This is a genomic window from Raoultella sp., from assembly GCF_039594335.1.
GTDB lineage: Bacteria > Pseudomonadota > Gammaproteobacteria > Enterobacterales > Enterobacteriaceae > Klebsiella.
In genome coordinates this window covers 13,497-31,707 of the sequence record NZ_JBCNNS010000033.1, presented here as the reverse complement: position 1 = coordinate 31,707, position 18,211 = coordinate 13,497, and the positions used below count along the sequence as shown (strand labels likewise).

16 protein-coding genes, 1 tRNA gene and 1 pseudogene are annotated in these 18,211 nt (G+C 51.6%); 6 read left to right on the top strand and 12 right to left on the bottom strand.

What is annotated here, in order from left to right; all coding sequences use genetic code 11:
• Positions 1-11: 11 nt before the first annotated feature.
• Together yjdN and ACZAHD_RS08290 are read right to left on the bottom strand one after the other, a co-directional pair.
• Positions 12-437, bottom strand: coding sequence for a VOC family metalloprotein YjdN (gene yjdN, locus ACZAHD_RS08295; protein ID WP_462456340.1), 426 nt, complete (start codon positions 435-437; stop codon positions 12-14).
• 195 nt (positions 438-632) lie between these two features.
• Entirely contained in the window at positions 633-968 is a 336-nt protein-coding gene (locus tag ACZAHD_RS08290) for a zinc ribbon domain-containing protein YjdM (protein WP_462456339.1), read from the bottom strand.
• Positions 969-1,510: 542 nt separating this feature from the next.
• On the opposite strand from ACZAHD_RS08290, the gene proP reads away from it, so the two are divergent.
• Positions 1,511-3,013 carry a glycine betaine/L-proline transporter ProP gene (gene proP / locus ACZAHD_RS08285; RefSeq protein ID WP_462456338.1) on the top strand — a complete coding sequence of 501 codons (1,503 nt, stop codon included), beginning with the start codon at positions 1,511-1,513 and terminating at the stop codon, positions 3,011-3,013.
• A 280-nt stretch (positions 3,014-3,293) separates the two neighbouring features.
• Here proP and cbpM read toward each other — a convergent pair whose 3' ends face one another.
• From cbpM to ACZAHD_RS08270, 3 genes are all read right to left on the bottom strand, one after another.
• Positions 3,294-3,599 carry a chaperone modulator CbpM gene (cbpM, locus tag ACZAHD_RS08280; RefSeq protein ID WP_462456337.1) on the bottom strand — a complete coding sequence of 102 codons (306 nt, stop codon included), beginning with the start codon at positions 3,597-3,599 and terminating at the stop codon, positions 3,294-3,296.
• Entirely contained in the window at positions 3,599-4,516 is a 918-nt protein-coding gene (gene cbpA, locus ACZAHD_RS08275; protein ID WP_462456336.1) for a curved DNA-binding protein, read from the bottom strand. Before cbpA ends, cbpM begins: the two co-directional genes overlap by 1 nt.
• Positions 4,517-4,646: 130 nt before the next feature.
• Positions 4,647-5,330 (bottom strand): TerC family protein, encoded by a 684-nt coding sequence (locus ACZAHD_RS08270; RefSeq protein ID WP_462456335.1) that lies wholly within the window; start codon positions 5,328-5,330, stop codon positions 4,647-4,649.
• A gap of 228 nt (positions 5,331-5,558) precedes the next feature.
• Between ACZAHD_RS08270 and ACZAHD_RS08265 the strand changes: the two genes are divergently transcribed.
• The 4 genes and pseudogenes from ACZAHD_RS08265 to ACZAHD_RS08250 all read left to right on the top strand — a co-directional run bounded on the left by ACZAHD_RS08265 (position 5,559) and on the right by ACZAHD_RS08250 (position 7,635).
• A complete protein-coding gene (locus ACZAHD_RS08265; RefSeq protein WP_462456334.1) occupies positions 5,559-6,347 on the top strand; it encodes a DsbA family protein in 789 nt (262 codons plus the stop codon).
• 58 nt (positions 6,348-6,405) lie between these two features.
• Entirely contained in the window at positions 6,406-6,582 is a 177-nt protein-coding gene (locus ACZAHD_RS08260; RefSeq protein ID WP_462456333.1) for a hypothetical protein, read from the top strand.
• Positions 6,531-6,880 (top strand): annotated as a pseudogene (locus ACZAHD_RS08255) (NAD(P)H-dependent oxidoreductase); the annotation flags it as partial. The gene ACZAHD_RS08260 and the pseudogene ACZAHD_RS08255, both read left to right, overlap by 52 nt.
• A gap of 119 nt (positions 6,881-6,999) precedes the next feature.
• Positions 7,000-7,635 carry a hypothetical protein gene (locus ACZAHD_RS08250; RefSeq protein ID WP_462456332.1) on the top strand — a complete coding sequence of 212 codons (636 nt, stop codon included), beginning with the start codon at positions 7,000-7,002 and terminating at the stop codon, positions 7,633-7,635.
• 34 nt (positions 7,636-7,669) lie between these two features.
• Here the strand turns inward: ACZAHD_RS08250 and ACZAHD_RS08245 are convergent, their stop codons facing one another.
• The gene (locus tag ACZAHD_RS08245) at positions 7,670-8,479 is read right to left on the bottom strand and encodes a polysaccharide pyruvyl transferase family protein (protein WP_462456331.1); all 810 of its coding nucleotides are present in this window, start codon (positions 8,477-8,479) and stop codon (positions 7,670-7,672) included.
• Positions 8,480-8,577: 98 nt separating this feature from the next.
• Between ACZAHD_RS08245 and ACZAHD_RS08240 the strand changes: the two genes are divergently transcribed.
• Positions 8,578-10,800 (top strand): glycosyltransferase, encoded by a 2,223-nt coding sequence (locus ACZAHD_RS08240; protein ID WP_462456330.1) that lies wholly within the window; start codon positions 8,578-8,580, stop codon positions 10,798-10,800.
• A gap of 768 nt (positions 10,801-11,568) precedes the next feature.
• Here the strand turns inward: ACZAHD_RS08240 and ACZAHD_RS08235 are convergent.
• The 6 genes from ACZAHD_RS08235 to ACZAHD_RS08210 form a co-directional block, all read right to left on the bottom strand.
• A tRNA-Phe gene (locus ACZAHD_RS08235) sits at positions 11,569-11,644 on the bottom strand.
• 115 nt (positions 11,645-11,759) lie between these two features.
• Entirely contained in the window at positions 11,760-13,847 is a 2,088-nt protein-coding gene (locus ACZAHD_RS08230) for a DUF1176 domain-containing protein (protein WP_462456329.1), read from the bottom strand.
• A 181-nt stretch (positions 13,848-14,028) separates the two neighbouring features.
• The gene (locus ACZAHD_RS08225; RefSeq protein WP_462456353.1) at positions 14,029-14,604 is read right to left on the bottom strand and encodes a transcriptional regulator; all 576 of its coding nucleotides are present in this window, start codon (positions 14,602-14,604) and stop codon (positions 14,029-14,031) included.
• A gap of 35 nt (positions 14,605-14,639) precedes the next feature.
• On the bottom strand, positions 14,640-16,454 hold the full coding sequence (locus ACZAHD_RS08220) for a protein-disulfide reductase DsbD (RefSeq protein ID WP_462456328.1): 1,815 nt from the start codon (positions 16,452-16,454) through the stop codon (positions 14,640-14,642).
• The gene (gene cutA, locus ACZAHD_RS08215; RefSeq protein WP_462456327.1) at positions 16,430-16,753 is read right to left on the bottom strand and encodes a divalent cation tolerance protein CutA; all 324 of its coding nucleotides are present in this window, start codon (positions 16,751-16,753) and stop codon (positions 16,430-16,432) included. Before cutA ends, ACZAHD_RS08220 begins: the two co-directional genes overlap by 25 nt.
• Positions 16,754-16,846: 93 nt before the next feature.
• Positions 16,847-18,148: an anaerobic C4-dicarboxylate transporter gene (locus tag ACZAHD_RS08210; protein ID WP_462456326.1), complete on the bottom strand. Its 1,302-nt coding sequence runs from the start codon at positions 18,146-18,148 to the stop codon at positions 16,847-16,849.
• Between the last annotated feature and the right edge of the window lie 63 nt (positions 18,149-18,211).

The following is an 18,211-nucleotide window of genomic DNA, read 5'->3' as shown; positions in this document are numbered from 1 at the left end:
AGGGGGAAGGTTTAAGGTTGCTTGACGACATTAACCATCCACGGGACGCCAAAGCGGTCGATGGTTTTGCCAAAGCCGTGGGCCCAGAACGTTTCCTGCCAGGCCATTTCGACGCTCCCGCCGTCGGCGAGGCTATCGAACCAGCGCTTGCCCTTGGTCAGGTCCTGGGTATCGAGTACCAGGGTAAAGCCGGCGTAGCGATCGGTCTTGTCGCCCGGGCTGTCGCCGAGCATCAGCTCACTGTCCGCGATGCGCAGGCTGGCGTGAGCGATACAGTCGGCGGATAAATGCTGGCCGGAAGGGCAGCCATCCTGGGCATCCTGTGGCATTTCGCCGTAGGTAATTTGGTGGACAAGTTCGGCGCCCAGCGTTTGCTGATAGAACGCGATTGCCGCTGCGCAGTTGCCGCTAAAGGTGATGTAAGGACTGACGGGCATAATCATTACCTCAGGTAACGAAGACACCATTAAGTGTAGAAGGTGATGAGCCATCCAGACCAGGCGGTAGAGTCGGGTCTGGATGCTGTGGCGCACGGGAAATAATCAGGCGATGCGGCGCAAATATATCCGTTTATTTTCCCGGCGGCCGTTTCAGGCGCGGGTAAATAAATTCCCGGTGCCGGGGAAATAGAACTAGTTCTTTTTAACGAATTCGGATTTCAACTTCATCGGACCAAAACCATCAATTTTACAGTCAATGTTATGATCGCCTTCCACCAGACGAATATTCTTCACTTTGGTACCGATTTTCAGCATGGAAGAGCTCCCTTTTACCTTCAGATCTTTAATGACAGTCACGCTGTCGCCATCGGTGAGTAAATTGCCGTTAGCATCTTTTACCACCAGGGCGTCATTATCATCAGTTGGCTCGGCATTGTTCCATTCATGGGCGCATTCCGGGCAGATAAACATGCCGTTATCTTCATAGGTGTACTCAGACTGGCATTTCGGGCAGTGTGGGAGTTGCATGACATTCCTCGTGATTACAGGGAAAAACAGGACGTTGGTCCATTAAATGGCGGCTGATAGCCGAAAGTGTGAGCGATTATAGCGTATTCACGCACTTTTGTCGGGACTTTTTTTATGATAATACGGCGGAAAAAAGATTTATATTTCGGAACAGGTATGGCGGGATATTTCGTCGGGGGAATGTCTGCGTTGCTGCAGAAATAAATCACCTCTGCTGTCAGCATTAGGGAACTTATTAAAATTATTTGGCTCTGTTATATGGCGGCGTTTTTTTTGTGAAGTTGATCCCAAATTTAAACGCTGTTAGGGTAAATAAGGGGAGTTCGTAAATTCAGCAGATTTATGCGTAACTCCATTTACTGACTACTGCCAGAGCAGGCGTCAACAGGTTCGGTTGTACAGACTGTCAGCAGACAGTGCAGGCAAACCTGCTACGCTTGAGAAGAGGGGCACAGCCATTCGCCGCTCCCAACGCACAATGCCGACGGCTTTGCCGTGTGGTGACGATCCGTGCGCTCACGGCGAAGCTTTAGAGGAAAAATATGCTTAAAAGGAAAAAAATAAAGCCAATCACTCTGCGTGATGTCACCATCATTGACGATGGTAAGTTGAGAAAGGCCATCACCGCAGCATCGCTGGGTAATGCGATGGAGTGGTTCGATTTTGGTGTGTATGGTTTTGTGGCGTATGCCTTAGGTAAAGTCTTCTTCCCCGATGCCGATCCCAGCGTGCAGATGATTGCTGCGTTAGGGACATTCTCCGTTCCGTTCTTAATCCGTCCGTTAGGCGGTCTGTTCTTCGGTATGCTGGGCGATAAATATGGTCGACAAAAGATACTGGCCATTACGATTATCATCATGTCGATCAGTACCTTCTGTATCGGTCTCATTCCGTCCTACGCCTCGATTGGTATCTGGGCACCGATTCTGCTGCTGCTGTGTAAAATGGCACAGGGCTTCTCGGTGGGCGGCGAGTATACCGGTGCTTCAATCTTCGTCGCTGAATACTCTCCCGACCGCAAGCGCGGCTTTATGGGCAGCTGGCTGGACTTTGGTTCGATAGCCGGCTTTGTGCTGGGTGCGGGCGTGGTGGTGCTGATTTCCAGCGTGGTGGGGGAAGAGAGCTTCCTCGACTGGGGATGGCGTTTACCGTTCTTCCTGGCGCTGCCGTTAGGGCTGATTGGTCTCTATCTTCGTCATGCGCTGGAAGAGACGCCGGCGTTCCAGCAGCACGTCGATACTCTGGAGCAGGGCGACCGCGAAGGGTTACAGGAAGGGCCGAAAGTCTCCTTTAAAGAGATTGCGACTAAACACTGGCGTAGCCTGCTGACCTGTATCGGTCTGGTGATTTCCACCAACGTGACCTACTACATGTTGCTCACCTATATGCCGAGCTACCTGTCGCATAACCTGCACTACTCGGAAGATCACGGGGTGCTGATTATTATTGCGATCATGGTCGGTATGCTGTTCGTCCAGCCGATTATCGGCATGCTTAGCGACCGCTTTGGCCGCCGTCCGTTCATTCTGATCGGTAGCGTGGCGCTGTTTACCCTGTCAATTCCGGCCTTTATCATGATTAACAGCAACATTATTGGCCTGATTTTCGCGGGGCTGCTGCTGCTGGCGGTGGTGCTCAACTGCTTCATCGGGGTGATGGCCTCCTCGCTGCCGGCGATGTTCCCCACTCATATTCGTTTTAGCGCCCTGGCCAGTGCCTTTAATATTTCGGTGCTGATTGCCGGTCTGACGCCGACCCTGGCGGCCTGGCTGGTGGAAACCTCGCAGAACCTGATGATGCCGGCTTACTATCTGATGGTGATTGCGGTTATCGGGCTGATGACCGGTCTGACGATGAAAGAGACGGCAAACCGTCCGCTGAAAGGGGCGACACCTGCGGCATCGGATATCCAGGAAGCGAAAGATATCCTGCGAGAACATCACGATAATATTGAGCATAAAATCGAAGATCTCGATCAGGAGATCGCCGATTTGCAGGAAAAACGCTCTCGCCTGGTGCAGCAGCACCCGCGTATTAACGAGTAATCCGTACCTGCTTTAAACGCTGCCGCCGCGGGCTTCCCCGGCGGCATTTTTTATGTTCGTTTATGCGCGTATGGACGATTTGATTACCCGCCACGGCGACTGGCTGCCGGAGTGGAGTGGGGCATCGTGAGTCGGTTCGGTATGAGACAGGGGGCGGATTTCTGCCGGGCCGCGGCCAGTGTTTTGCCCGGCCGACCGATTCTACACTATCAAAAGATGGCTCGTCTGTTGTCGACTCGTGCAGGCGGGCCATTTAAGAAGAGCTTACTTTGCTACAAGCTTAACTGTGCGCCAGAAAGCGTGCCAGCTGTTGCTGCAGCAGCCGGTTTTCGCGGGTCAACCGCGCATTCTCATCCAGCAGCGTTAACGCCACCGCGATACCCGGCCAGTCCAGCTCCAGCTCCCGACGCAGGCGCATCGCGCGGTGGACTATCATCACCGCGCTGTCATCGAACAACCAGACCTCCGTCTGCGGCTGGCGCGGTTCAATCACGCCCAGGCCGACGATCTCCCGCAGATCTTCTTCGGAAACACCGGTATGCAGACAAAACTCGGTCATCGTAAACGTCACGACCATTTTAGCCATTATGCTTTCCCCCATGTTTGACGTGGCTCGAATCCGGCTTCTGCCTCGGCCAGCTGTTGCCAGAGCGCACGGGTTTTTTCGTTCGGTTTGGGCGGCATGACGATTTTAATCACGGCATATAAATCGCCGGTGGCCGTTTTGCTCGCCAGCCCTTTCCCCTTAATCCGTAAACGCTGTCCCGCCTGGCTACCCGGCGGGATAGTCAGCAGAATGCTCTCTTTGAGCGTCGGGATGATCACTTTGGCACCAAGCGCCGCTTCCCAGGGGGCGAGCGGCAGAACGATTTCCAGGTTATGGCCCACAATATCGAACAGCGGGTGCGGGGCGATGTGAATGACCAGCCACAGGTCGCCATTCGGTCCACCGTTTTCTCCCGGTGTTCCTTGACCTTTCAGGCGGATACGCTGCCCATCGCTGACGCCTGCGGGGATTTTCACATTCAGGGTCTTCGGCGTTTCGCTTTCGATCATACCAAAGACGTTATAGACCGGCAGTTTGTAGCTGATGGTGCGCGTCTGCTCGGCCAGTGTCTCTTCAAGGAACACTGCGACTTCAATTTCTAAATCATGGCCGCGGGCGACATGCTGGCGGCGGGACTGGTGCGCCTGCTGACCAAACATCGACGAGAAGATGTCGTCAAAATCCTGCTGGCTGTAGTTTTGTTCGCGTGAGTGCTGTTGACGGTCAAATTGCGGGTCGTTGCGGTGCTGCCAGAGCTGGTCATATTCGGCGCGGCGCTGTTCATCTTTCAGGACTTCCCAGGCTTCGGCGAGATCTTTAAATTGTGCTTCGGCATCGCTTTCTTTGCTGACGTCGGGGTGATATTTACGCGCCAGTCGGCGGTAGGCGGTCTTAATCGTTTTTAGATCGTCTGTTGGCTTAACCCCTAGAATGGCATAATAATCCTTTAATTCCATGGTGTTATCTCATTTGGCTTGGTGCGGTGGTCACGACTTTCAATCATAAGCTTAGGGCAAATGAGGGCGGGTGTGGAAGGAATCTGGCGGAAACTTGACGCCGTCGGGATTGACGGCGTCTGCCAGCAGCTTACCTGGCCGGGCGCACCCGGCGGCTGCGGCGAAGTCCTTCCAGTAGCACCAGCGCTGCGCCGAGCGTGCCGGCGATAAGCGGTAGTGCATCGGGTGCCTGCGGAAACAGGCGTACGATGGTGGGGTCCGTCACCCACATTGAGCCGGCTATCCAGCCGATCAGGGCGCCTCCCAGCAGGATAACGACCGGGAAGCGGTTAAGGATCGCCAGCACCAGTTTACTGCCGGCCACGATGATTGGGATGCTGATCAAGACCCCCAGCGCGACCAGCAGCAGGTGGCCTTTGCCGGCGGCGGCGACCGCCAGCACGTTATCCATCGACATAATAACATCGGCCACCGTGATGGTGACCGCAGTCCGCCACAGGCTGCCTGAGCTGCCAATCTCTTCATCTTCATCCTGATGGGCAACCAGCTTGATACCGATCCATAGCAGCAGGAGCGCCCCGACAATTTTCAGCCACGGCAGAGAGAGCAGGTAGACGGCGATGGCCAGCAACAGAACGCGGGCCAGGATGGCGCCGAAGGTGCCAATAAGAATCGCTTTTGTACGTTGTTCGGGCGGCAGCTTGCGGCATGCCATGGCGATCACCACCGCGTTGTCGCCGCCCAGCAGCAGGTCGATTGCGATGATTTGTAGAAAAATAACAACAACATCCCATTGATTGAATAGTTCGTTCATGCCTGACTCATTCATTTAAAAAAGGTTCCCTCAAGGGAAAACCGGAGCAAGCGTACCCCTGTTCTGGCACCTTGACCACCGCCTGGAAAAAGATCGCGGGGGCTCAGGCGTGATATTGAAAAATAAAGTTACGAATCAATGCATCGTGACGAGATGATTCACCGGAAAAGGATGATACTTTGTTTTGTCAGACTCACCTGCCGCTTACTCATCGAAAGGATTATCCTCATGGCTGGTACGAAAAAAATATTGATTGGCGCTGTGCTGGGCACCACGCTACTTCCGGCTTTGGCCATTGCCGCGCAGACGCCCGCAGCAACTTTTACCCCGGAGCAGGAAGCCCGCATTGGCAAAATTGCCGCCGATTATTTAGTCGCTCATCCTGAGGTGCTGCTACAGGCGAGCCAGAAACTTCAGCAGATTCAGCAAGAACAGCAGGCGAGCGCGGCAACTCAGGCCGTGATTAAAAATCAGGCTGCGCTGACCCAGGATAAAAATACCCCGACCTACGGACCGGCGGATGGTAAGGTGACCGTGATCGAATTCTTTGATTATCAGTGTATTTACTGTAGCCGCCTGGCGCCGGTGATGGAGCAGGTGATTAAAGAAAATCCGCAGACCCGGTTTGCGTTTAAAGAGTGGCCCATTTTCGGCAGTCGCTGGGAGACTTCGCTGACGGCGGCGAAGACTGGCCTGCAAATTTACCAGCAGAAAGGCGCGGAAGCTTATCTGACTTATCATAACGGGATTTATGCCACCGGTCATAACGAAGGGAAGCTGACGGCAGCGGATGTGCAGCAGCAGGCGAAGAAAGTGAATTTCGACGCGAAGAAAGCACCGGATGTTGAGGCGGTCCTCGAGAGCACCAACCAACTGGCGCAGGAGATTGGCTTAAGCGGAACGCCGGGGGTGATCGTGATGCCGACCACCGGCGCGACCGAAGCCACGATCACCGTCTTCCCGGGACTGGCTGATAAAGATTCGCTGGATGCGGCGATTAAGAAGGCCGGCGGCTGATAATCGAGCGTCCGCCTGGCGGCGGGCGCTTCTTGTTAGCGTTGGCAGCAGCGCGGCCATGACGCCTGGCATCTCGCGCCCCTGGATCAGCACGCACTCAATACAGGCGTTGGCGATCGCCGAAGCCAGCTTCTCCGCATTGGGTTCAGTGTTGCGCAGTATTTCATCCATTCGCGCCGTCTGGCGCTGGTTCTGGTCTTTCCCGTTTACTGGTGGTCGATGCCTGGTCTGCTAAAAGGCTGGATCGATCGGGTGTTTTCCAGCGGTTGGGTCTATGGGGAGACCGCCGATGGCAAGGTGCTGAAGAAGCTGGGTCGCCTGCGGGTACATCTGGTTGCGTTAGGCGCAGCGAGCCAGAAAACGTATGATAAGCATGGTTTAGCGATGCTTTTAATGCGCAAATTGTCCACGGGATTTTTGATTATTGCGGGGCTGCGGTAGCCAGTTCAAACCTGCTGCTGTCGCCTGAGCTGGAAACTGCGGAAGCCCATCTGGAGGCCGGGCGCCAGCTTGGCAGGGCGATGGCTGGCTGATGCGCATGTCGCGAGCTAATTGCGATGCGCAGTTTCAAACGAAATGCTTCTGGCGACATTTTTGGTGTTAGCGAGACGTGCCGTATTGTATAATCATTCAATTCCCCCTTTGGAAAACAATGATAAATAAATTACAGCGTTTCGAAAGTCTTGGCGATAATTGTGAGTTTGCTTTCTTTCTAAGAGAGTCAGGTTATGATGAAGGAAGCTTGTTTCGCTGGACATTAATAAAAAACTATCATGCTCTTCTAAAGTTAATAGAATCTGATTTTGCAGATTTTTATATTTATGAAAACTTGACACCTTCCTGGCAGGATATGGTGCTTGACCAAAAACATGACCTTTGTTTTCATACTGAAATGTATAGTGACAATATAAATGATTGCTGGTCCTGGCGTTATTCTGAGCAGGAAAATAATCTTATTTATAAAAAAGAAATGGATAAGATTAAATATTTAACTGACAAGTTCAGAAAAAGCCTTGCTGATGAAAATAAAATTTTTGTCGTAAAAAGTAATGGCAATAATCTTGATGATATTGCATTGGCACTATCAAAGGAATTTAAGAAACATGGTAACAGTAAAATACTGTATGTGAAAAGTGATGCGGATAGTTCAAAGGTCGGTGAAATCACTAAAGTCACTGATAACTTTTTTACTGCGGTAATCGATAGATTTGCAGACTATAGTCGTGCGAATGAGTACTCGCGTGAAGGCTGGCAGGCAATAATTAATAATGCTGTAGCAGTTATGTGATTTTCAGGCAGCGTATTATTATACGCTGCCTTTTTCAACTTGTCTTAATAAAGCATGTTTTTGGATAATGATTCAAAAGTGAATAATTATAAACAGCTTCATTTTTGTAGTATGAGTTAGGATAGAAGTTTACTTCTTTACCAAGCAGAGATGCTAAAATTGCCACATGCAGTCTGTCGGTGTTGACAATTTTATACTCTTCAAGAAAATTTATCATGCAACGGGTAGAGTTGCGCGCCAGAAATTCATTATCCCAATAGTCGCCGTTCCAGGTGAGCGAAATATCATGGTTGTTTTCTTTATAGTCTCCAGTTAGCGATTCGGAGTCCGTTCTGAAGCAATTGGCCTGTTTTTTATAGACAGGTTTAAGTGACAGGTATTTACTAAGATCGAGATAAAATGCCATATCATCAGTAATGAATACGTTCTTGTTTGTTTCGTAGTTGAGAGATTTAATATAATCGAAAGTGATATTTTCTCGGCAAAAAACAACTAGCTTATCAATGTTGCTGGTGAATAAATCGCTATACCCTCTGATTGTCGACGGCATGATTATTACTTTATGAAATTTTTTAATATTATTGTGGATAAAGTCACGACCTTCAGAATACAATCCTTCTATCAAGTTTCCTCCGCCGCCAAAAATTAAAATATCAGTATCAGAGTTGTAGTGCTCGTCATCTCTGTAAGGGACATAGGTAAGAGCATTTCGTTCGAAAAAGTCATACGTCGCAGATGCAATCACGCCATCACCAGCATTACCAGGGTTTGCCTTATAGACAAATCGATGAGATGGATGATAGGATTTTAGAAATAAATCAAATTTTAACTCTGCATTGGCCATTTTTTATCCTGTTTAACAGAAGCTACCGATTGCTATCTTATACTACTTCAACTCACTCATTATTATAGAAAAGTCTAGGTTACTAAGGAAAGATTACAATGAAGAAAGTTCTTATAATGACGCCGGACATTGAGGGGCCTGTCCGTAACGGCGGCATTGGTACTGCTTTCACTGCCCTTGCCACTACTTTGGCAAAAAAGGGGTATGATGTCGATGTATTGTATACATGTGGTGACTATTCGGAATCATCTGTATCAAAATTTAGCGACTGGTCACGTATTTATAGTACCTTTGGTATCAATCTGCTAAGCACCGGGCTGGTAAAAGAGATTAATATTGATGCGCCTTATTTTAGAAGGAAAAGCTATTCAATTTTGCTGTGGTTGAAAGAAAATAATATCTATGACACTGTTATTTCTTGTGAATGGCAGGCAGATCTTTATTACACTTTATTAAGTAAAAAGAATGGTACTGATTTTGAAAACACGAAGTTCATTGTAAATACTCACAGCTCAACGTTATGGGCTGATGAAGGTAATTACCAGCTCCCATATGATCAGAATCATCTTGAACTCTATTATATGGAGAAAATGGTGGTTGAGATGGCGGATGAAGTTGTTAGTCCGTCTCAGTATTTAATTGACTGGATGTTGAGTAAGCACTGGAATGTACCTGAAGAACACCATGTCATTTTAAATTGTGAGCCATTTCAAGGGTTTGAAACAAGAAGCGATGTTATAGTTAAAACAAATGAAAAAACAGCTTCTGGCGTTGAGCTTGTATTTTTCGGCCGGCTTGAAACCCGTAAAGGGCTTGATATATTCCTCCGCGCATTAAGAAAACTATCTGACGAAGATAAAGAGACCGTCTCTGGTGTAACCTTCCTCGGAAAAAATGTCACTATGGGGAAAACTGATTCATTTACCTATATTATGAATCAGACTAAAAATTTGGGACTCGCAGTTAATATCATCAGCGATTATGATCGTACCAATGCCAACGAATATATAAAAAGAAAAAATGTATTAGTCATCATCCCATCGCTTGTAGAAAACTCACCCTATACCGTTTATGAATGCTTGATTAATAACGTTAATTTCCTCGCCTCAAACGTTGGCGGAATTCCAGAGCTTATTCCGCAGGAACATCATGCGGAGGTTCTGTTTACTCCTACACCTGTCGATTTATACGGTAAAATTCACTATCGGTTAAAAAATATAAATATCAAACCAGGGCTTGTTGAATCACAAGAAAATATTAAAGAAGACTGGTTTGCCGCAGTTGAACGAAAAAACAACTGCGTATTCAAGAAAATCGATGAAGCTAACAGTCCATTAGTTAGCGTGTGTATCACTCACTTCGAACGTCACCATTTGCTCCAGCAAGCACTCGCCTCAATAAAATCTCAGACGTACCAAAATATTGAGGTTATCCTGGTCGATGATGGAAGTACGACAGAAGAGTCTCATCGTTATTTGAATCTCATCGAGAATGACTTTAACTCACGAGGCTGGAAAATCGTCCGTAGTTCTAATAACTATCTGGGCGCTGCAAGGAATTTGGCTGCGCGGCACGCCTCCGGCGAATATCTGATGTTTATGGATGATGATAATGTCGCTAAGCCTTTTGAGGTGGAAACGTTTGTTACGGCAGCATTAAACTCCCGGGCCGATGTGTTAACCACACCAAGCGATCTTATTTTTGGTGAGGAGTTCCCTTCTCCGTTCCGTAAAATGACGCACTGCTGGCTTCCGTTAGGACCTGATTTAAATATCGCCAGCTTTAGTAACTGCTTTGGCGATGCTAATGCGCTGATCAGAAAAGAAGTTTTCGAAAAAGTGGGCGGATTTACTGAGGATTACGGTTTAGGTCATGAAGACTGGGAGTTTTTTGCCAAAGTATCTTTACAGGGATATAAATTGCAAGTCGTCCCGGAACCTCTATTTTGGTATAGAGTTGCAAACTCCGGCATGTTGTTAAGTGGAAATAAGAGTAAAAACAACTATCGTAGTTTCCGTCCATTTATGGATGAGAATGTTAAATATAACTATGCAATGGGGTTGATGCCTTCCTACCTCGAAAAGATTCATGAGCTTGAGAGCGAAGTGAGTCGGTTGCGCAGCATTAATGGCAGTCATTCAGTCAGTAATGAGTTACAACTTTTAAATAATAAGGTTGATGGTCTTATTTCTCAGCAGAGAGATGGTTGGGCCCATGACCGCTTTAATGCTCTGTATGAAGCAATTCATGTCCAGGGCGCAAGACGAGGCACCAGTCTGGTTCGCCGGGTGGCCCGGAAAGTGAAGTCAATGTTAAAATAAAATAATTCGCGGGGCCTGAAAGGGCTCCGCGAAAATAATGTTAACTTTCAGTGAATTTTAATTATTCAGGAGCAATAAATTCACCTCCTGATATCAGAATGTTTTTTATCCCGCTATTTATGTTGGATTGCCAACAAACAGAATATTTATTCTGGCGTTGAAACGCTGCTTTCAGACTGTGCTACCCGTCATCAGTGAGAGTGGGACCTCAGAGAGTAAGGTTTAACCTCTAAAATGAAAGCTATCGCTACGGTTACGAACTCTATCAGGTGTCGCTTATCATATGCCGCAGTCGCGGGTTTCTAAGCGGGACCTGCGGCTATAACGGGGGCTAAGCGGGAACTGGCGATAAGAGGGCGCTCTGACGCTACGGGCAGTGTGAAGGGAGGCAGTCTGAGATGATAACGTGTTGATTGCCGGCAATGGCGAGATAGCGCAACTTTGTACGCCGTGCAAAAAGTGGGAGAAGTCTGTGGAAGAGTTCTGTATCGTGCGCTGGCCCCGAAGGGGTAAGCGGCTTTCCGCGAATAATCGAACGAAGTTCGATGGAGAGTCCGTATTGTAGAAAGCAAAAAACCAGCCCGTAGGCTGGTTTCTTTAAATAGTGGTGCCCGGACTCGGACTAACGCCGCAGGCGTTGAACAGCGCGCTTGTCGCGCTGGCCCCGAAGGGGTGAGCGGCTTTCCGCGAATAATCGAACGAAGTTCGATGGAGAGTCCGTATTATAGAAAGCAAAAAACCAGCCCATAGGCTGGTTTCTTTAAATAATGGTGCCCGGACTCGGAATCGAACCAAGGACACGGGGATTTTCAATCCCCTGCTCTACCGACTGAGCTATCCGGGCAACGGGGCGCATTAAACCGTAATCCATCTTGCGCGTCAACCAAATTTCTTGATTTACTTGCTGATTGCTTAACTTTGCGGCAGTTTTGTCGCGAAAGGGGTATTTTGCTGGTTCATCACATCATCCCGTTATCACCTTCGCGAGTTTTCCAGCCACTGACGGCAGAGATAACGTGGCGCAATCCGGAGATGGAGTAGCCGCCGATGAGGTTTTCGTCTTCCCGCGGCGAGCTGATCATAATTTCCGCATCAACGCCATGGTGATAGGCGCCATGATGGCTGATGACGGTGCCAATAAAGCATTTACCACCGAGCCAGACGGGTATATAGGCCACCGTTTCATAGACGTAGTAAGAGGCGACGCCGCTGTAGTAGTTATCCGCTTCATCTGATGACGTTCCGGGGGGGATAGGGCAGATGGGCCCCTCTTCCGCGTGACCTTTTTTATCTTTCAGCAGGTTGCTTTGCATCAGTTCCAACGATTTGAGTAAATCGTCCCGATCCTCTGCCGTAAGCGCCGGCGTCAGCGGCTGGTCTTTTTCCGGAGAACTGAGCGTTTCCAGCTTATAGCGATAGCGAATCGTCACAGCAGGACTTCTGTCTGTCGGACTGAAGGGGCGCAGCAAATAAAGGTTGTCTTCGCCGAACTGACCATTATACCACAGCGCATACACCTGGCCGTTGATTCTGACCCACTGGTTCCACTGATTGGCACCACGTCCGTTGAGGGAAAACAGAGCCCCAGGAACGCCAGCGTCGAAATCATCGTCGTCATCGGTATCGCTATGATCGACGGTATCAAACGTGTTATCTCCCCGCCTCAGCACGCCGGTGTAGCTGAAGAGTCCGGTCCCACCGATATAGCTGTCGATGATTAAATCGCGCTTACCGTCGTTATCAAGATCGACTAGCGTGAAGCTGACTTTGCCGTTTTCCGAGTCAGCGCTGATATCGGAATGAAGAAAAGCCTGCCACTCATCATCGCTGATATCGACCGCGGGTTTGTTGGTCGTTACCAGAGAGTCGTCCGCGTAGGTCAGCGTAAAGTTCGTTACATGTCCGGTGAGAGGGAACTGTTCGGCAACCTTTTTCAACGCCAGCTCCGGGTCGCTCTTTTGCTCTTTCAGCACGGCGTTATACAGCTCCTTGAGCGCCAGATTATCGGCGTCCTTCTGTTGTTTTGGACGCACCTGACTGACGAACGTGGGCAGCATCCAGGTACCGCCAGGCGTGATTTCGCGACACATGCCGGTCGAATATTTCAGACTCTGCACGAACGTTCTGCCGTCCCAGACCCGCTCCTCGCCGTTGACGCAGTCGGCGATGCCACGCCCTTTATTGAAAAAGGTGATTGTGCCATCGGCATAGCTGGAGGCATCGGTGGTGATGAGCTGTGGTTTGGCGAGAGGGGTATTCTCCACCACCCACATGGCGTACCCGTCGTTATAGGCGGCACGCCAGCACAGGGCCTCGATTAGCGAATGGGTTTTATCGAGAGAGGTTGTGGTTATCTGCCGTTCCTGAGGCGGAATATCTTTATTTTGCCAGTCATCACAACGGCTGTTCAGCAATGGGATCAGCTCTGGCAACAGTTTCTGCCGTTGCTTTGCCGTCAGCGGTTCGCTCTGGGCGTTGTGGATCGTCGGGGCGGCGATAATTTCCGGTGCCGGAACGGCGCTGAGGGTGTTGTCATCGTCGGCATTGCCTTTTTGCACCAGCGCATCTGCGGTGCCCAGGCGCTGCTGAAACTCATCAATCTTCAGAAACACCGCGCTGCTGCCCGCGCTGGAGAGCGGTTTACGCTGACCGTTAAGGGCAATCTCGATGTTATTGTCATGCTCCAGTGCCTGAATCAGGGCGTCTGTTTGGCTGCTATCGAAGCGGAAATGGCTGTCGTCTTTGGCCTCAAGCGTACCGAGATCCTGGTTGTCGATCAGCAAGTTAACCGTGGCGTCCTGAGGAATATCACGATCGGTCTGGGCAAAGGTCATCTGAGCGCTCACGCGCTGCCCGGCACCTGCGTTACGGGTCAACAGGACGCTGATTTCTCCCATGTTGACGCCATAACCTGCGGCCCGGCAGGTGCCGGTGTTATCGCAGGCGACTTCCCAGTCTTTATGCGCGAAAGAAAAACCTTGAACAGGTGCGGCCAGGAGCGATGCAGGACATAACCCCATGATGGCAGCCCATAGGAGAGGACGCATATAAATCCCTGTAGACATATCGATGTAGGGGGGAATTATACCCTTCGTACTTGAAGTTGCATCTCTGTTGACAACCCGTGCGGTTGCCGATGACCTACTTGCCTGGTGATATGGGACGCGACTGCCCTGACGCGCCCTCTTCTGGAGAGATGTATGCGGCTTATCGCGGGTAAAAGCGCAATCAGGTTAATGCGCCACCTGCGCGACATTGGGCAAAGCGCAGAATATCTTCCGCCAGACGCTGGGCGGTATCGACATCGGTCTGGCTGCGTTTTATCAGCAGACGGCTCAGGCAGCCTTCGATAATCAGCTCCATCTGTTTGGCCACCATCGCCGGGTCGTCCACTTCCAGCTGCGTCAGTAACTCGTGGGTGTAGGCCAGCGAAGCCTGCTTTTGCAGTTCTGCCAACTGATGAATAGGGTGCTGGGCATCCGGATAAAAGGTGCAGGCGGCGATAAACAGGCAGCCGGGATAGCGATGGTTGCTCACGCATTGGGTTAATGCGCCGTAGCGCGCCAGCAGCTTTTGCTCCGGTGTGAGCGTGTCATCGAGCAGCAGCTGACGGCGCCAGGCATCAATCTGATGACTGAGGTAACGTAGCGCATCGTACAGCAGCGCTTCACGATCGGGCCAGAAACGTTTGAGGTCAGCGAGCGGGTAAGAGACGCGTTCGGCGACCATTTCCAGCGTGGTGTTGGCAATACCTTCAATTTCGAGAACTTGTATGGCTTCACCCAGGACATCTTCACGTTGCACGGTCTTCTCCTCCATTTTTCCTCCTAAAGTGTCGTTCACGGTTGCCAATCGTGCAAATGGGCGCTGAATGCCGCCGCATCCATAAACCCGGTGACACGCTGCGCAGGTTGTTCTTCACCCTGCGTACTAAAGAACAGAATGGTCGGCAAGCCGAGCACCTTCAGGTGTTTCAGCAAAGCCACATCCTCGGCGCTGTTCTTCGTCACATCTATCTGCAACAGAACGGTCTCTTTCAGGGCCTGTTGTACTTCGGTCGTGCTAAAGGTGTATTTTTCGAACTCTTTGCAGGCGACACACCAGTCGGCGTACAGGTCGAGCATAACCGGTTTACCCTTGGCCTGTGCCAGCACCTGGCCGAGTTCCGCGACGTTACTGATGCGCGTAAAAGCCAGCGGTGACTGCTGCCTGGCTACTGGCTCACCAAAAGCCCAGTCCTGCAACGGACGCGCGCTGACCAGCGCCGCACCGAACAGAATGATTTGCACGATACGCAGCCAGGGACGGGAGGTACTGAGTGCGGTAATAAAAGCCCAGCTAAAGAAGGCGATGCCCAGCAGTGACCACAGGCGCAGGCCCCAGGGTTCACCGACGATACGCTCCAGCAAAAAGACCGGAAGCGCCAGGATCACAAAACCGAACGCAGTCTTCACGTGGCTCATCCACGGGCCGCTCTTTGGCAGCAGACGGTTGCCAAATACGGTGACCAGGATCAGCGGCAGCCCCATGCCCAGCGCATACAAATACAGTGTGCCGCCGCCGAGCCACAGGTTGCCGCTCTGGGCAATATACAGCAGGATGGCGCTCAGCGGCGCGGTGGTGCATGGCGAACAGATCAGTCCGGCAATGGCTCCCATCACAAAAACGCCGCCGGGTGAACCACCTTGCCGTTTGTTGCTCATCAGCGTCAGGCGGGTTTGCAGCGCTGAGGGCAGTTGCAGCGTGAACAGACCAAACATCGACAACGCCAGCAGGATAAAGACCGCTGACAAGCCAATCAGTACATATGGATGCTGCAACGCCGCCTGAAACTGCAAACCGGCGGCGACCACCACCAGCCCCAGCGCGGTATAGGTGAGTGCCATCCCCTGTACGTAGATAAACGCCAGCAGCAGCGCCCGTCCGCTAGAGAGCCGTTGCTTGCCGCCGAGGACAATGCCCGAGATCAGTGGATACATCGGCAGCACGCACGGTGTGAAGGCGATGCCGATACCTATCAGCAGCGCCCATAGCGCAGAGAAGGGCAGGCTGGCTGGCGCATTATCGCCTGCGTCGTTCTGCTCCTGCCTGGGAGACAGTGGGGCAGGCGGCTCGCTTTTCGTTGCCAGCTCAGGACGCTTTTCAACCGGCAGCGGTGGATTAAATTTGGGTTGTCCGGATGAGGGGAGCGCCGCAAGGACGGGGACCGATTCGCTGCCGGATACGGCCAGTATCGTGCGAAGCGGCACCACTTTAGTCTCTGGCGGATAGCAGAAACCTGCGTCGGCGCAACCCTGATATGTCACGGTGAGGGTGGCGCCTTTTTCCGACTGGTTTACCGTGACCGGGACGTTCAGCCGCTGACGGTAAATCTCGCTTTTGCCGTAAAACTCATCCTCATGCCACGTGCCGGGCGGCAGCGCTGGCTCGGCAAGCGTAGCATTCGCCGGTGTCAGTTTGATCTGCTGGCGATAGAGATAGTAACCCTCTTTGATTTGCCAGGTCAGGTTAACGTCCCGCTGGCCCTGCTGAAAATCAAAGGCAAAAGCCTGATCTGCGGGAACAAAGTCAGAGCGCCCGGGAGCGTCAAATAAGCCGGCGAAAGCGGATGTGCTGCAGAGCAGCAGAATCAGCGTAATGATGCGTTGAGCCATGAGAGGTAATCAGTGTCTCCGTGAGTGACGGGTAAAACCAGTAATTCAGGGGTTTGATACGGGTGATGGGACTTCAGGCACTCCAGTAACGCCTGCTGGTGGGCCAGGTCGGTTTTGAGCAGCATCTGTACTTCATACTCCTGCTCCAGCTTGCCTTCCCAGTAGTAGAGAGATGTTGCGCCTGGCAGGAGTGTGGCACAGGCGGCGAGCTTTTCAGCCAGCGCTTTGGCCGCCAGATCCTGGGCAGTGGCTTCATCCGGCGCGGTACAGAGAACAACAACAGCATCAGGCGTAGTCATCGTGAACCTCGTATCAGCGAAAAGAGGCACTATAGCACGCACGGTGGAGGGAATAATGAAACGGGCCAGAAACTGGCCCGAATTTAAGCAGATTTACAGCATGATGCCGCCGATAATGAAACCCAGAATGACGCACAGGGTGATGGCAATCACCCCTGGGATCAGGAACGCATGGTTAAAGACATACTTGCCAATGCGCGTTGACCCGGTGTCGTCCATTTCGACCGCGGCCAGCAGTGTCGGGTAGGTCGGTAGCACGAACAGCGCGGAGACGGCAGCAAACGAGGCGATGGCGGTCAGCGGGGTGACGCCAAGCAGCAGCGCGGCCGGCATCAGGGCTTTGGTGGTTGCGGCCTGGGAATAGAGCAGGGTCGCGGCGAAGAACAGCACCACCGCCAGCAGCCACGGATAGTTCTGCAGCAGGTCGCCGGCTACACTCTGGATGTCGGTGATATGCGCTTTGACAAAGGTATCGCCCAGCCATGCGACGCCCAGGACGCAGACGCAGGCGCTCATCCCGGATTTAAAGGTGCTGGCGTTGAGCACTTCGCCGGTGTCGATTTTACAGGTGACACAAATCAGCGTGGCGATAGTCAGCATGAACACCACGATCGCTTCGTTGCGCGGCAGCACCGGGTTCTGAATCAGCCCGACGGTATCGCTGATGGCGGTGGCGTAAAACATGACCGCCACGATGCCGATCAGAAACAGCAGCACGGAACGTTTTGCATGCGGCTTCAGCTCGAAAATCTGGCTTCCGCGCAGCCTCACTTCACCTTTTGCCAGACGCTCCTGATAAATCGGATCGTCTTTCAGTTCGCAGCCGAGGAAGTTACACACCACCGCCGTGATCATTACCGCAATCAGCGTCACTGGAATACAGATGGCCAGCAGTGTCAGATAGCTCACGCCCAGGGGTTCGAGGATCCCGGCAAAAAAGACCACCGCAGCGGAAATCGGCGAGGCGGTAATGGCAATCTGCGAGGCGACGACGGCGATAGAGAGCGGACGGGACGGGCGAATGCCCTGTTCCTTCGCGACCTCGGTAATCACCGGCAGGGTAGAGAACGCGGTATGGCCGGTTCCCGCGAGAACGGTCATAAACCAGGTGACCAGCGGAGCAAGGAAGGTAATGTATTTTGGATGGCGTCTGAGCATACGCTCGGCAAGACTGACCAGATAATCCATACCTCCGGCCACCTGCATAGCGGCAATAGCGGCAATAACCGCCATGATGATTTCGATGACGTCGAAGGGGATCGCGCCTGGCTTGATTTGAAAGAGAAGCGTCAGGACGAGGACGCCCAGACCACCGGCAAAGCCGATGCCGATACCGCCGAGCCTGGCCCCAAGGTAAATCGCCAGCAGGACAATCACGAGTTCTGCACCAAACATATACGCCTTCCTTGTTTTTTTAACCAGTTGATATTGAATTGTTGTGATTTAGTAAACCTACAA